This is a genomic window from Oceaniferula spumae (genome assembly GCF_042849255.1).
Lineage (GTDB): Bacteria > Verrucomicrobiota > Verrucomicrobiia > Verrucomicrobiales > Akkermansiaceae > Oceaniferula > Oceaniferula spumae.
Map to the genome: position 1 here is coordinate 1,056,468 of NZ_AP026866.1, position 14,942 is coordinate 1,071,409.

Sequence of the window (14,942 nt, forward strand, 5' to 3'; positions counted from 1 at the left end):
AAAATAGAGGCAGCTAACTAGTCTACCAGACCTATTTTTCAGGTTCACCATCCCAGCCGTTGATTTTCAGGATATAGCCAGCTGTAGGATCTTTGTCGTGGCAGGCGAGGAAGAGGTATTCCGGCTTGCCGTCCTTCCAGAGGATGCTGGGGCGCTCACTGCGTGCCAGTGTGTGACCGAAATAGATTTCATTGGTCTGATAGCCTACCTTGGGCAGTCCCCAATCGAGACCATCCTTTGATTGATAGATGAGTCCGGGACGGTAGCCGCCGAGCTTGGCCTTCCCCACGCCCTCATGTTTACCTTCTAGCAGACCTTTGACATTCTGACGGTCTTCCAAGATCATGTAATACATACCCTTGTAATAAAACGCGTAGGGGTCTTCGATATCGACGCCCTTGTCGGCATAGGAAATGAGCGGACTCTCCTTGGCCACTTCGTATGGGCCTTCGATTTTGTCACTGATAGCCAGTGATATTTCACGGTAGATCTCACCATTTCTTGTGGTCATGGTTTTGTGGTAGATGCGGAATTTACCGTCGGGAGCGACGACGAAGGTGGGGTTGGACGCATGTTGCCCATTTTTCTCCGTCGCTTTGATGACCGGATTAAGTGGACTTTCTTTCCACGGGCCGTTCAATGATTTGGCGGTGGCGATTCCCACCTCTTGCTTGGAGCCGTTCTCATCGCTGTGTCGATTGAGCAGAAATACTAACACATAAGTGTCACCCACTTTGGAAATCTGAGGGTTGTGATAGCTAGCGTCATCACTGATAAACACATCACCTAAGAACTTATAGGGTCCATCCGGTTTATCGGCCACCCAGTGCACGATCTTGCTGTTTACTTTCCAGTTTCCACCCTTGTCTGTGTTAGGGATGATGGAGTTAAAAACATGCACCTTACCGTCATCATCATAAATTGGAGCCATGCCCCAAGTCCATTCGCCATCCTTGGCCGGAATAATATAAGGTCCCTTGACGAGCGACTTCACAAAGGCCGATTCCTCGACCGCTGTCGCGGATTGAGATAGGAACCCGAGGGCGAGAGTGGCGGCTAATATGTTTTTTACTTTCATCGATTGGTTGTTTTCCGTGAGTTGGTTTTAGTGATCGCCCTTCTTCTTTTTCTTCGGGGCTTCGGGCGCATTCGCCTTGGTCAGTGACTCCATGGGGTCGTCCATTTGATCCATTGTGTCTTCAAGAGCCTGTGTGAGTTCCTGAAGCTTGGCTGCGTATTCCGGGTTGTTAGAAAGGTCGGTCATTTCGTGAGGATCTTTGGCGATATTGAAAAGCTTCACTTTCTTGAGCTGTGGATAGGCGATAATCTTCCAATCGTCCTTCAGGATCATGCGCTGGGTGCCCATGTAGGCACCATAAATCGAGTCGTAGCTTTTCTTGGCCGTGCCGTTCAGCAGAGGCAACACACTCTTGTATTCGATACTTTTTGGGACATCACCGGCAATATCCAAGGTAGTAGCCATCGCATCTTGAATGTAAATGGGGGTATCGAGCTTTTGTCCGGCTTTGACACCTGGGCCAACGACAATGAATGGGGCACAGAGTCCGTCTTCATACATGTTTTGTTTCCCAACCAAGCCGTGGTGACCGACCGATAAACCGTGGTCTGAGGTGAAAATGATCCAAGTATTGTCGGCCTTACCGGAGGCCTCCAGTGCGTCAAGTATCCTTCCAATCTGCGCATCCATGTGGGTGATGATCGCGTAGTATTCTTGGCGATTCACCTTCACGGCATATTCGGTTCGCGGAAATGGCATTAGCTTTTCATCGCGAATGATTGGAACGCCTTTCGCGTTCTGGTCTGGATACTGCGTCATGTAACTCTTTGGCAACTTGATGCGATCCAGCGGATAGCGATCGATATATTCCTTCGGTGCCTGGCGTGGATCGTGCGGGGCATTGAATGCCAAGTACATGAAAAACGGTTTCTCCTTTTTCGCCGCGCTTTTAATGAAACCAATGCTTTCATCCGCCAGCACCTCGCTCCAGTGCTTGCCGCCTTGCCAGAATCCACCCTGCTTTTTGTCCCATGGTTTCCAGCCTTTTTCGTAGTCGGCTTCGTCCTTGGGTCGATTATAACCAGCCGACTTTTGCTTTGGCATACCAGCCCTAACAGTGCCCTGATGATCAAAGACTTTCTTGGTATTCATGCCACCCACATGCCACTTACCGGTCATGTAGGTCTCATAGCCTTGATCTGAAAGTAGCTGTGACCAGCTCTTGCGTTTACCTTTACCGACCTCTTTCACTGCGTCTTGAGCGCGCCAGACGAAAGCTCCTGTATTCATGCAAGAACGGCTAGCCACACAAACAGCACCGCCCCACGCCCCCATGTTGTACGCTTTGCTGAAACTCGCACCATTGTTGACGAGCTTATCCAAGTTCGGTGTATCGATTTCGGTCAAGCCGTGTGCTCCGATGGTCTCGAAGCATTGGTCATCGGAGAAAATGAAAAGAATGTTAGGCTTTGCTGATGACTGTTTTGCATCGGTTTCTGCCGCAACATTATCAGCAAGGATGCAAGCAACTAACAGCCCCAGAGAGATTTTGTTATTTTTCATGTTTTAATTTTCCGTTGTCTTCCTGCTGAGTCATCCATCCGCTGATGGACTCCTTAAGTTCTCTCAAACGCTCGGAATACTCAGGGTTATTTGCCAGATTGTTCATTTCCCATGGATCGGCATTGAGATCATAGAGTTGGAACTCAGGTTGCTTGCGGAAACGCTGCACCATTTTTTCCGCAGCAGGGTCTTTCTTGGCCTTTTCAAGCCATGACAGATAGAGTTTCCGGACATGACGGTTGGGATCCTTTTTGTCGACGTAGCCGTAATCGAATCCATTGATCGTTCTCACTGCGAATAGATTCTTTGGCGTCAGATTCCACATTAACTTGAAGCGACCATCGGTAACCGCGCGCGAGGAAAACGGCGGACCTTCAGGCCCACTGTTATAAACGAAAAACGCTTTCTCTCGGTGCTTCTTAGTTTTGCCTGTAAGTAATGGCAGCAGGCTTTTGCCATCGAGATTCGACGGCGATTCCCCACCGGCCGCTTCGATCAGAGTGGGCACAATATCACAGTATTGCGCCAAGGCGTCAGTCACAAATGCGCCATTAGCCAGACCTGGCCATTTGATCAAACAGGCCGAACGCACACCCCAGTCATAATTCGTCCATTTCCCACAGGGCATTCCTGCTCCGTTTTCGTCTAACACAATCAGCACTGTGTTTTCATCCAGTTTCGCTTTTTCAAGCAGTGCCTGGGCCTTGCGGACTTGCTCATCGAAGAGTCGCACTTCTGCTAGATACTCACGGAAGAAATGCCGAGTCTCCTCGGTATCAACCATATGAGGCGGAAGTTTCAGTTGATCAAGTTCCCAGCGAGAAGTGTCCCCCGCGTCCCAAGGCGCATGGGCGTGAACCGAAGCAATTACCATACAGAAGGGCTGATCAGCATCGCGAGTGATGAACTCCTCAACGCTCGACCAGCTTTCCTTGCCAATGCCTTTCACATTACAGTTGGCCTCAAACCCTTTGACTTTTTCAAATGGATAGACCGAAGCAGGTTTGAAATGCGTCTTCCCTGTAAGTCCGACACGGTAACCCAACTTACCCAGATGATGCACAATACTCAACGTCCCTTTTTTCGTAGCCTTGTGGTTCTGATTACAGCCGTTGCGTTGTGGTTGCAGCCCTGTGTAGAGCTCTGCGCGTGCCGGGCCGCAAACGGCTTGCGACACGAACATATTGGTAAAACGGATACTCTCCTTAGCGAGTTGATCGATGTGCGGTGTGGTATTTGGATTATCTGATCCGTAGCAACCAATCGTGGATGCACTGATATCATCTCCTAACACAATGAGGAAATTCGGGCGTTCGCCATCGACTCCCCAAACAGGGGCCGATGCCGCTAAACATAAAACCGCTATACCAGTGATCCACTTCATATACATCGATGGAGGCTTTATTTCTTAGCCTTAGGCCGTTTATCTGAAAACAACTTGGGATCGATTTCCTTAGGCAGGGTCTTGGTCCAATCTTGAATTTTCTTCACGAGCTGTGCGGCCACTTCCGGATGTTTGGCTTTGACGTCATTCTTCTCCAGAGGGTCGACACTGATGTCGTAGAGCTGGACGTTTTTGAAATTAGCGCCACAAAGAAGTTTCCATTTCTGGTCTACAATCGCCAAGTCAGCGTCACTTCTCCGGGCCGTTTGTTTCTTCCAGAAAAGTGGCTTTTCACGCACAGTGGCAGGCTTTCCTTTGAGGACAGTGACTTGGCTAACACCATCGGGTTTCAGGTCTTTAGGCAGTGGTGCTCCTGCGATTTCGCAGAATGTGGGCAGTAGATCCACGGCTGAAATCCATGAAATCTTCTCAGTGGCACCAGCGGCCACATGACCAGGCCATCGCACCAAGAACGGAATACCAATGCCGCCCTGATAGATGGTTCCCTTACGTCCCTTGCGACCGCCTGTCGTGCCAACACTAGCACCGGTGCCAAACCCTTCACCCGTTGCCGAATCGTGCTTAATCTCTAACTTGCCAGCTTTGCCACCGCCGGCCGGGCCATTGTCTGAGCTGAAGATTACCAATGTGTTGTCGGTCAGTTTAAGACGATCCAGGGTATCCAAGACCTCGCCGATGCGATCATCCGCGTGTGAGAGAACGGACGCGTAGATATTATCGCTGTCAGGCAGATCTGGGAAACGCTTGCGGTATTCTGGCAGGGTGTGGAACGGCGTATGCGGCTCGTGCACCCAGAGGTTGATGAAGAATGGTTTTTCCGCTTTGACGCTTTTCTCGATCAGGGCAATCGCATTCTTGGCATCGTCATGCACGGGCATTTGCTCGCCGGAGCAGTTGAAGGCACCGACCATATCGTAGCCGTATTTTTCAGGCCTTGGTGAGTCCGGGATCATGTTATTGGACAAATGCCATTTTCCGAAATGCCCTGTCATGTAGCCAGCCTTCTGTAAAATTCGAGGCAGCATCGGCAGTTCGGGATCCACCCAGTCAGGCATGTTGCGCTGAGCATTGCTCCTTGGCGTCGCAAAGTGGCCAGTAATGCCAAGACGTGCGGGGAACACCCCTGTCATCACAGCCGCGCGACTGGGAGAACAGACACCGCTCGCGACGGTGAAGTTATAAAAATCAGTTCCCTCTTTCGCCAAGCGATCGATGTTAGGTGTTTTGATATACGGGTGACCGTGGCAGCTCAGGTCTCCCCACCCCCAGTCATCGGAAAAGATGAACAGGATGTTAGGACGATCTTTCTTGGCTTCTGCGCTAGATTCGTCGGCATTCGCTGCCAGACATGTAAACGCCAGCAGAGCACTTGATAGGCATGTTTTTAATTTCATGATGCTTAGTAATAGAGTTGGTGATTATTGAGTAGGTGTCGGTTTAGAGTAAGTCATGTATCCGTTGGCATCAATGATGACAAAACAGAAGTTAGGAATCTCAGAGGGGATGGTGGCACTGACGCTGCGGCCGTCTTCGCTCACTTTCGCTAATGCTCGCATGCCTGGAACCTTGGCATCATCAGCCAGCCCCTTCAGACTCTTGTCCCTTTTTTTCTTACCGGCAGATTCTTCAGCCAGATAAATCACGTAAGCGGTCTTCACGGCTGGGCCTGACTGATCGACCGTCAGAGTAGCCACGCGTGATGCCTTTTCAAACGTCGGATCATTGACCACTGCCGCAGGCGTTTTCTTATCTTGGAAATCTGGATTTAGATACGGGCCTTCGGCATGGTTAGCCGCGAGTTCATCTGCGAGAGTCTTACTCAGACGCTCGATGACGTCGCTGAACTCTGGGTTTTTGGCCAAATCATTGGCCTCCTCATAGTCGTGCCGTTTTCCATCCTTGGTGAGCTGATAGAGCTCATAGTCATCGGTGGTATAGCGTTTGTAGAGCTTGAAATCGCCGCTGCGGATCGCTGACTTCATGCTGTTGTGTGGAAAGTGCCAGAACAGGTGATCTCGTTCGACGCCCTTGGCATCGACGATTTTCTGCGACTCACCCTCCAACACAGGAGAAATATCCAGGCCGCTGAGCTTCTTCTCATCAGCTGGATCAATTTTTGAATCGGTCAATTTCAGGATCGTGGGAAAATAGTCGAGTTGATTCACGAGGCCATCAAATTGGCTGCCATGCTTGATACCCGGTCCAGTGATAACCATGGGCACACGGATTCCGCCTTCCTCTGAACGCTTTTTACCATACTTAAGAGGAGCGTTATCGGAGAGGATTTCTTTTCCTTTGATTTCAGCACCACCATTGTCTGAGGTGAAGAAAATGTAAGTCGTCTCGCTGAGTTTTTTACCGGGGTTTCTCGGGTCGTCCGTTTTCTCAAGGTAATCCACCACTCGGCTCAGACTCCAATCGACCGTCGTCACCATGGAGGCAAAGTAAGGGTTCTGCTGGCCAGGCAAGCTCATCACTCCCGGTTTCGGTGGGAATGGCTGACCGAGTTTGTCACAGTAGTATTCTAACAACTCACCATTGCGAGTAAGCATCGGCCAGTGCACCATCCAGTGACAGAGGTTCAGGAAAAACGGCTCGTCTTTGCTCTTTTCCATGAAGTCGAGTGCGGACTCGGTGACTTCATCGTATGGATAGGAAATGCCATCAGGCTTCTTATCACTCTTGGGGAAATACTTCTCCTTGCTCAGCGGATATTTTTTATCCTTCGCGGTGGCGAAATCTTTGGTTCTGTCATCCATGCCACGGTGCACGCCGCGATCTTGGTTCACGACATCGAATCCATAGCTGGCGGCATTCGAGCCGACGTGCCATTTTCCGGAGTGACCGGTGCGGTAGCCGTTTGCCTTGAGTGCGTCAGCCAGGGTCAGGAGAGTCAAATCCATCGGGCCTTGAAGATAGGGCGAAACCAAACGCTGATCTTTTTTCGGCTTTGAACGGACACTCAGATCCACGTGCGTCAGACCGATCTTCGCAGGGTGCTGCCCGGTAATGATACCGGCTCGAGAAGGCGCACAGGTAGGGGCTGGTGAGTAGCCTTGGGTGAAATTCATCCCGGCATCAGCCAGTTTTTTGATGTGCGGCGTCTCGTAGGGACAGGGTTTGTCAATGTCATTAAGCTGCACGTCTTGCCAGCCGAGATCATCGACGTAAAAGATGATGATGTTTGGCTTGGGAGCCGCTGTTGCTAGATTGATCAGCAAAAACAGAATACCTGTTAGGCGTAGTTTCATGGTCGGTAATGTTTGGTTTATTGGTAAGTAATCCGAAAGCCGGTGACGGGCTGCTCGGTGATGGATTTGGGCAGGTCGATTTTCAGGCCGGAGGAATCGCGCTTCCATTGGATCGATTCATCGCTTCCTAGCATGGTAATATTTGCGATTTCCTTTTCAAGCAGCCCGCCTGCTTTCAAGGTCTCGATGGCAATGTCCTTGGTCGGTGTCGCCAGCACAAAGACGTAGAGCTTGCCATCTTTCTGGGTGAACCGGATATCTTGCTGGGAGTAGGCTTTGTTGTTTTCGCCCTGACGCCCTGTCTTCACTTTCAGCGGTCCCTCGCCATACACCTTCCATGGTCGAGTGCCGTAGATCCCTTCGGCGTTGGTTTTTAAGACTTCACCAAAAGCAGTTAGATAAGCAGCCTGATTTTCAGGCAGCGTGCCGTCACCCCGCAGTGCCACGTTCATCATGACCACTCCATTTTTGCTAATCGCATCGATGGCATTCGCGATCATGATGGAGATGCTCATTCTGTTCCTCGCCTCTTTACGGTAAAACCATCCGCCGGAAATATCAGTCGCCCACATCCATGGCTCGGCTTGGATCTCACCGGAACTGCCTCGCTCCATGTTGTAGGTATAGGCTGATCTGTCCTTGCTACCGTCTTTGAAGGAGATCACCACCGACTGCTTGCCGCCGTTTTCTTTCAGATCGCGTCGAAGGTAGTCGGTGAACAGCTTGACGCCCAGTCCCTTGCCGGCACCGACTCTGGGGAATGGGGAATCGACGTTGAACATATCAGGATCATATTTCTCGATCACATCCCAACAGCGGTCATACCAGTGCTGGTTCCAACTGTCTTGCTTCGGGTATCCTTTGGGATCGTAGTCCATGCTGAAAAGCTTCCATGCCAACGTGCCCGGCTTCTGATACTGGCGCGCAGTTTTAAAAAAGGCAGGCGACCAGTAAAGGTGGGTGGACACACCGAATTTCAATCCATGTTTGGTGGCAGCCTGTTTCCACTCCTTGAGAGTATCGCGCTTAGGCCCCATCTTGGCTGAGTTCCACGGGTGGATGGAATCATACATATCGAAGTTATCGTGATGCGTGGCCACCGGCATGACAAAGCGCGCTCCGTTGTCTTTGAAAAATGTCACCAGCGCGTCCGGATCCCAATTCTCTCCTTTGAAAAGTGGCACCAGTTTCTCGTAGCCGAACTCACTCGGCGGGCCATAGCGTTTGGCGTGAAATTTGGCGAGCTTCTCGGTCATCTTCAGCTGGCCGCCCGATTCTCCCTCATTGGCACCATACATCCGGCGACCGTAGTGCGAGCCATCGTTCGGTCGATTCTCATCAATCGACGAAGGAATCCCCCAGTGCGCCCAAACTCCGATTTTACCATCCTGAAACCACTCAGGAACATGGTAGTTCTCCGCCAGCGACTGCCATGTCGGTTGGATTTCTTCAGCCAGGGCTGGAGTCGCCAACAAACATGTTGCAGCAGCGTGTATTAGAAGACTTTTCATAGGTTTGTAAGTTATCGATGAGTCTGGAGGACCATATAAGAATAGATATAAAAATCCCCGCCATACCCCGTAGGCACACCGGGGATGAAACCCTGAAGTATAGAATGAGTTGTAATACTTATGCTCGGCGATGGCGTAAAATCAGAGCAATACCTCCAAGGCCAAGAAGCGCCGTTGAGGAGGGCTCAGGAACAGCCGCGATAGTAAAGCTACCTGACAATTGGCGATTTCGCTCACTGTTAGTAGCTGTAATCACCAAAGGACTGAGCTGGGGAGCAGCGAATGTATCCACACTATTGCCTGTGCTTACCAGTGATATTGTATCTGCTCCAGTTCCCAGGTAAAAAGTCCCAGCAGTGAGAAACATCGACGTAAAACCATTAAATGTATAATCATAGGAACCGGGTGCTGTCGTTGTCAGCTGCTCGTTCTCAATTGCAAAGACCAAGGACTGACTGTTCCAATTTGTGCTGTTACCTCCAGAATTGAATTCAGTGCCGTCAGTTTGTGCCTGCACTTGATTGGTTAAAGTGACCTGATCGTTCGCAATGGTCCGATTGAAGGCACTAAAACGAATGTCCCAAGTAAAAGTGTCAACGCCGTCAGCAGCTCCGTCAAAGTCACCTGTTGCAGTGAAAGAATATAGAATCTCCGAGTTTCCGGCACCACTCGCCATCTGAGGAGTTTTGTTACCACTAAAGGTAAAGGCGACGGTAGCTGATTGAGAAGCCTGGGAGAAAGCGAGGAAGGTCGTAGCCGCTGCAAGGAGTTTGATATTACTTTTCATGATCATATGTTGGATAGAGCGTTGGTTTTTTGCCTTTGAAATCTCATTTCAGAGACTTGTGGGGCATAAATCGTCTGAACTATGAGCGATGACTAAACACCTGTCTATGGGTCGTTTGACCGATGCTTTGGCTGCGGCTCGGATGGCGATTTGCAAATTGTGCCAAAGAAAATCCCCAGCCAGCCTTTCGACCGACTGGAGCCATGAACTCAAATATGAATGAAGTTCTACGATGCCTACGAGCGGCGACGGCGTAAGATTAGAGCAAGGCCTCCAAGTCCGACGAGTGCGGCAGATGAAGGCTCTGGGATTGCCTCTGCAGTAGTGATGGCAAAATCCAGATTGCGGAAACGTGAATTAGCGGTTGTCGAAGTAACCGTTAGCACCTGGACTGGTCCGGTAAAGTTGCCACCACCTACCACGGTTTCTGCTCCGGTGGTTCCGAAATAATAATCTGCAGTGCCACTTCCGCCGAATCTATTAATGTCAGAGAATCCGTCAAAAGTTGCTTCCCATCCTAGAGCTTCGCCTTGGGTAAATACAATATTTTCAATGCTAAGCCGGAATGACTGATTGTTATCAAGATCACCACCTGGACCAAAGTGCTGTAAAGAAACGCCTCCAAGGTCATGCGAATTTCCTAGTGTCACATTAGGACTGCTGTAAGATGAACCGGTGAAGGCTTCATGCCTAAGATCAAAGCTCAATGTGTCATTAGCTGGCCCCATCCCATCCAGATTACCGGATCGCGTCCAAGTATATATGAGATCATTGCCATCAGCAACAGCTGCTGATACCGCAAATCCGCTGAATGTAGTATCAGAACCGTTGCCATCCCAATTGGTAATCGCGAAAGTTGCAGACTGTGCGAGTCCGGTTGCCAAAAGACAAGTTCCTGCTGTGTAGAGTATTTTTTTCATAGTTTGTTTTTACTTTCTATATGCATTAGCTGCGATCGCGTTAGCAATGAGCCCTATCTCTTAGGCGTGCATCATCTATGACCAATGTGTGCCGACCCGCCTACCTTGTCTATCGGTCGTATGACCGATGCTCCGCTTTTAGAAAGCACTTACAGGCGTCGTATATGAACAAACCTTGATACCCACTATTTCCAAGTGATCTTAGCCTGCTTTTTCTCGGTATCCACCCAGACGCTGGCGCGTTCAAACTCACGGGTAAATTCCCAACCGTCTTTCTTCACTCGGGTGTAAGCCCCCTTGGGAGCACCCAATGGTTTTTGCAGGCTGGGGAATTCATGCAGGGAACCATCTGAAAGTGTCCAGCCCCAGCCGTATTGAAAATAGGAGTAGGGTTGGGCGCCGATCAGGTAACAGGCGTGGAAGTATTCTAACTGCTCCTTGGCCAAGGCTGCCATTTTTGCTGTTCTAGCAGGTCCCCTCTTGGGTTTTTCTGCTTTTGGGTCTTGGGAGCTGACGTATTCTACTCCGATCCGAAAGATGGACATTTTGCCAGCCTTGGAGATTTTCAACATGTCATTCCAGTCCTTGAGTAGCATCTCTTTGGTCAGCAGCTTGGCATCGTAATGCTCAAACATGTTAGCATCCACAACCGGCAGAACCTCTACCCCTGCCCTCTGGTGAGCATTGTTAGCGAGTAAGATTTTATCCGGCCCCATTTTCTTTTTCAGCGCGGCCATCATCTCGCCCATCGCTGAACGAACTTCTTTCACTTGATTGGGACGTAACCATGAAAAGCCGTGCATCTGATCGATGAAGGCACCATCGCAGCCGGTTTCGGCGACACCTTTGGCTACGGTGTTTACCCACCATGTGCGAAATTCCGGATTGAGCACATCAAACTGAAAAACATTTCTGCGATGTGCAAGCTCTCCGGTTTTAGGATCGATCAGTAGAAATTTCTTTAGGTCAGGCCTCTGGTCAATTTTGGACCGCGTAAGATCCTTGGCATAGGAGGTAAACGGATACGCGTAAGCTGAGTTAAAATAGAACAGCACTTTGGTGCCTGGCTTGAGCTTTTTAAAGACCGCTGCTTCGTGTTTAGCTCCAAGTTCAGCGGCGCCGAGTTCTTTCATACCGTGAGATTTTTCAATGCAGAGAAAATCCGTCCTCGCTGCGATCGATTTCACCTCCTCAGGCGTCAAGGTCCGCTGCGTATCTCCGAACATGAAATACTGCGGCGTCTTTTCCCAGCTGAACTTGGGGTAGTAAGCTTTGGCTTTGTATTGGCTGCCGTCGCTGTTCTGTAAGGACGTGCTGACTTCTTCAGCCAGGCTTTGAGTGTGCAGGGCGAAAGCAAGCCCTAACATAAGTGAAAGGCCGCACCAACTGGCGTGAAAGGACGTTTTTAGATTCGTCATGGATCCTATTCCTTAAATATCAGTTAGAGACTACTTGAATGACAAGCTGACGCCCTCAATAATCGGCTTCGATTTATTCTCTGTGGTATCGGTGATCTTCATCTCGATCTGGAAAGCAAATCCCTCGGGCAGACCTGCTAGGTCGAGCTGGGCTGGTGTGCGTTTGATTTGCTTGGAGAAGCCTGGGATGTAGTCGTAGCTTTCCTTGAGCTCCGACCAGTCGCTCCACTTGTCGATTTTGGAATCGTTGTCAGTATCCACACCCACGCGGGCCTCGACTTTCTCGACCCATGGGCCGGGGCTGACGTAGTCGACCTTCTGCTGGGTGGCTAAATAGAACTGGCCTTCGGCAAAGGCGACGTCCGGATCCGGGTGACCATTTCCGATGCTATCGCACCAAGTGAACTGCTGATCGATCGATGGCGATGTAAACCAGCCGACACTCATCTGATGGCCGCCTGCTGGATCATAGTCGCCAAAGAGGTAATACTGACTACCAATGCTGATCACCGCCCAGTCGCCATATGCCTCTTGCTCAGGTTCGTGGATTTCGTACTCGGCGATGCTGGTTTTGTAATTGTCCGGATCTTCCTTGGTCCAGTGCGGATGTTTGTAGGTCGCTTTTTTACCAGTGGGCTTGGTGCGATTGTCGACGGCGTGATTCTTAATTTCAAAAGCTTTGATTCCGTCCGGGCTGACAGCGTGTCCAGCCAACGGCGAGTCCCAAGAGCGCTTGTTCGCATCGATCGGGCTCCAGTCCTCGAAGATAACGTGGACCTTGCCATCGAGATCACGAATGAACCCGGCATCAGAACCATCCGAGGGATCGCTGAGAACCTTGCCTTTGTTTTCACCAGGTTCACCATCGGTGAGGTCGCTGTCGACGTAAACGTGTGGGTCTTGATCGTTGGGAAAATCATAGTAGATCAGAGCTTTGCCATCGACCATCTCGGCACTGGTCACCCAGCGAGAGAAACCTTCGGTGACAGGTCCGTGGTGGACCCAGTTTTTCATATCGCGGCTCTGCCAGGCGTGGTAGCCGCCCTTGCTAGGCTTGAGTCCTCCGGGGGCATTGAATTGATTGGCGAAGGGAGTGGTCTGCAAGGGCACATCGAAGCCTTCGAGCGTAGCGGACTTGGCTTCGAACTTGGTTTGGGGCTTGGACTGATTTTTGCCCTTGTCGCCTTTTTTCTTCTTCGGCTGAGCACCTCCGTAGCGCCCGAACATCCAGTAGTTGTCAGGTCCCATGGTGAGCATGACTGGTGCGTCCTTGAGATTCGCCGGCCCGATATTTTCCACAGGTTTCCAGTTCTGCCAGATGGCCGATTGGGAAACCGTCAGAGTTTTGACGGAACGCTTGCTGTCAAATTTCTGAATTTTTGTTAGAATTGTCGCGGTCTTTTCCTTCGGTGAAACGGAGCCTTTTTCAATGACAGCGCCCTCGGAAGACTCGATATTTTTTTCAAGGTCGACACTCCAATCGGCAGGAGCAGCCTGCTCGGCGTAAAGTGTTAAAATACACAGGGGGGCTGAGAGGAAGATACTTGTTAGTGTTTTAAATTTCATAGGTAATAGTGTTAGATTGGATGTCCGTTCGATGAGGATTTGGCAGAAAAGCATAGGGCTCCTCTGCTTTTAATAATTGAGTTTGCCGCCGCCCTTGGGCCTGGCAGTATTTTTCTGCCACCACTCACTCGGCCCTTCTTTTTCGATATCCTTCCAGGTTTCGATCATGACTTTTTTCAGCTCCTCCAGTTTCTCAGGCATCGATTCAGCGAGGTTGTTCTTCTCATTGGGATCTTTCTCGATGTTGAAAAGCTGGAACTTATTCATCGTGTCATTGGCGACGAGTTTCCAGTCGTCCACCCGCACTGCGACTCGGCAGTCCGGATCAGAAACATGGGTGCGCCAGAAGAGTGGCACTTTACGCTGAATGGGCTTGCCTTCGAAAGCAGGCACCATGCTGGCACCGTCGATGGTGCGATCAGTAGGAATCGGCACACCGGCCGCTTCTAACACGGTGGTGAAAATGTCTGAACCGATCACTGGGACCGAACTCACTGTGCCGGGCTTGATGTGTCCCGGCCAGCGCACGATGCCAGGAACACGGATGCCGCCTTCGAGGTCATCGCGCTTACGACCGCTGAGGCCACCCGTCGATCCACCGCGTCTGGCACTGCCTTCCGGTCCATTGTCAGAGGTGAAAATCAGCAAGGTGTTTTCAGCTAGGCCTTTCTCCTCCAAAGCGTCCATGACCTGCCCCAAGGCAAAATCCAACTGGGTGATATTGCCATAATACTTGGCCTTGGGATCGGCTCCGTAGTGCGCCAGGAATGGCTTGTCTGTAGCGATTGGAAGGTGTGGTTCATGCACCCAGATCGAGAGAACAAACGGTTTCTTGGGGTCGCGGATATCATTGAGCCAATGAATCGCTTCCTTGGCCACGAATGGGGCGGAAAATCCGTTCACCTTGCCGACTGGCTCGCCATTGCGTACGAAATTATCAGGGTTCTTATGGCTTGGGCTGGCGTTGTTGTGAGTGGACATCCAATAGTCATAACCGTGGTCATTGGGCTGGGGAAATTCAGGTTTATTAAACTGCTGTCTGGAATTAAGATGCCACTTGCCAACGTGGCAGGTTTCATAACCGGCCTTCTGAAGCAGCTTCGGATAGGTGATCTCTGAGGTGCGCAGATGAGCTGGCCCATTTCCTGACAAGTGCGCCCAGACACCATTCCGATACGGTGTGCGACCGGTCAGAATCGCCGAGCGCGAAGGTGAACAAACACCACATGCCGCATAGGCCTGGGTGAAACGGACTCCCTGTTTGGCCAGCTTATCGATGTTCGGGCTGACGATTTTATCACTGCCGTAACAAGCCGCATCCCCCCACCCCATATCATCGGCGAGAAATACCACAATGTTAGGTTTCTGAGCCGTTTCCGCATGGCAGGGAATCATGAGCAAAATAGAGGCGATGCTCCCGATCAGAGTCTTTTTTGAGTGCTGTTTCATATAGATTTACCCTAGTAACCTATACCCTTAAGCACGATGTTCCAATCGGTCATT

General features: G+C 50.6%; 11 protein-coding genes. All 11 read right to left on the reverse strand.

Annotated features, from left to right (window positions below; all coding sequences use genetic code 11):
- Positions 1-31 precede the first annotated feature (31 nt).
- The 11 genes from ACSPJT_RS04475 to ACSPJT_RS04525 all read right to left on the reverse strand — a co-directional run bounded on the left by ACSPJT_RS04475 (position 32) and on the right by ACSPJT_RS04525 (position 14,888).
- Positions 32-1,078, reverse strand: a complete 1,047-nt coding sequence (locus ACSPJT_RS04475) for a glycoside hydrolase family protein (RefSeq protein WP_435895170.1) — start codon at positions 1,076-1,078, stop codon at positions 32-34.
- A gap of 27 nt (positions 1,079-1,105) precedes the next feature.
- The gene (locus ACSPJT_RS04480) at positions 1,106-2,581 is read right to left on the reverse strand and encodes a sulfatase-like hydrolase/transferase (RefSeq protein ID WP_435895171.1); all 1,476 of its coding nucleotides are present in this window, start codon (positions 2,579-2,581) and stop codon (positions 1,106-1,108) included.
- Entirely contained in the window at positions 2,571-3,965 is a 1,395-nt protein-coding gene (locus ACSPJT_RS04485) for a sulfatase family protein (protein ID WP_435895172.1), read from the reverse strand. Before ACSPJT_RS04485 ends, ACSPJT_RS04480 begins: the two co-directional genes overlap by 11 nt.
- 17 nt (positions 3,966-3,982) lie before the next feature.
- Positions 3,983-5,380, reverse strand: a complete 1,398-nt coding sequence (locus ACSPJT_RS04490; protein WP_435895173.1) for a sulfatase family protein — start codon at positions 5,378-5,380, stop codon at positions 3,983-3,985.
- Positions 5,381-5,404: 24 nt separating this feature from the next.
- Positions 5,405-7,237: a sulfatase gene (locus ACSPJT_RS04495; RefSeq protein WP_435895174.1), complete on the reverse strand. Its 1,833-nt coding sequence runs from the start codon at positions 7,235-7,237 to the stop codon at positions 5,405-5,407.
- A 17-nt stretch (positions 7,238-7,254) separates the two neighbouring features.
- The gene (locus tag ACSPJT_RS04500; protein WP_435895175.1) at positions 7,255-8,748 is read right to left on the reverse strand and encodes an alpha-L-fucosidase; all 1,494 of its coding nucleotides are present in this window, start codon (positions 8,746-8,748) and stop codon (positions 7,255-7,257) included.
- A gap of 118 nt (positions 8,749-8,866) precedes the next feature.
- Positions 8,867-9,535, reverse strand: a complete 669-nt coding sequence (locus ACSPJT_RS04505; RefSeq protein ID WP_435895176.1) for a PEP-CTERM sorting domain-containing protein — start codon at positions 9,533-9,535, stop codon at positions 8,867-8,869.
- Between the two features lie 236 nt (positions 9,536-9,771).
- Entirely contained in the window at positions 9,772-10,455 is a 684-nt protein-coding gene (locus ACSPJT_RS04510) for a PEP-CTERM sorting domain-containing protein (protein ID WP_435895177.1), read from the reverse strand.
- Positions 10,456-10,640: 185 nt separating this feature from the next.
- A complete protein-coding gene (locus tag ACSPJT_RS04515; RefSeq protein WP_435895178.1) occupies positions 10,641-11,873 on the reverse strand; it encodes a putative glycoside hydrolase in 1,233 nt (410 codons plus the stop codon).
- 30 nt (positions 11,874-11,903) lie between these two features.
- Complete coding sequence (locus tag ACSPJT_RS04520; RefSeq protein ID WP_435895179.1) at positions 11,904-13,439, reverse strand: hypothetical protein; 1,536 nt, start codon at positions 13,437-13,439, stop codon at positions 11,904-11,906.
- Between the two features lie 69 nt (positions 13,440-13,508).
- Positions 13,509-14,888 (reverse strand): sulfatase-like hydrolase/transferase, encoded by a 1,380-nt coding sequence (locus ACSPJT_RS04525; RefSeq protein ID WP_435895180.1) that lies wholly within the window; start codon positions 14,886-14,888, stop codon positions 13,509-13,511.
- Positions 14,889-14,942 lie beyond the last annotated feature (54 nt).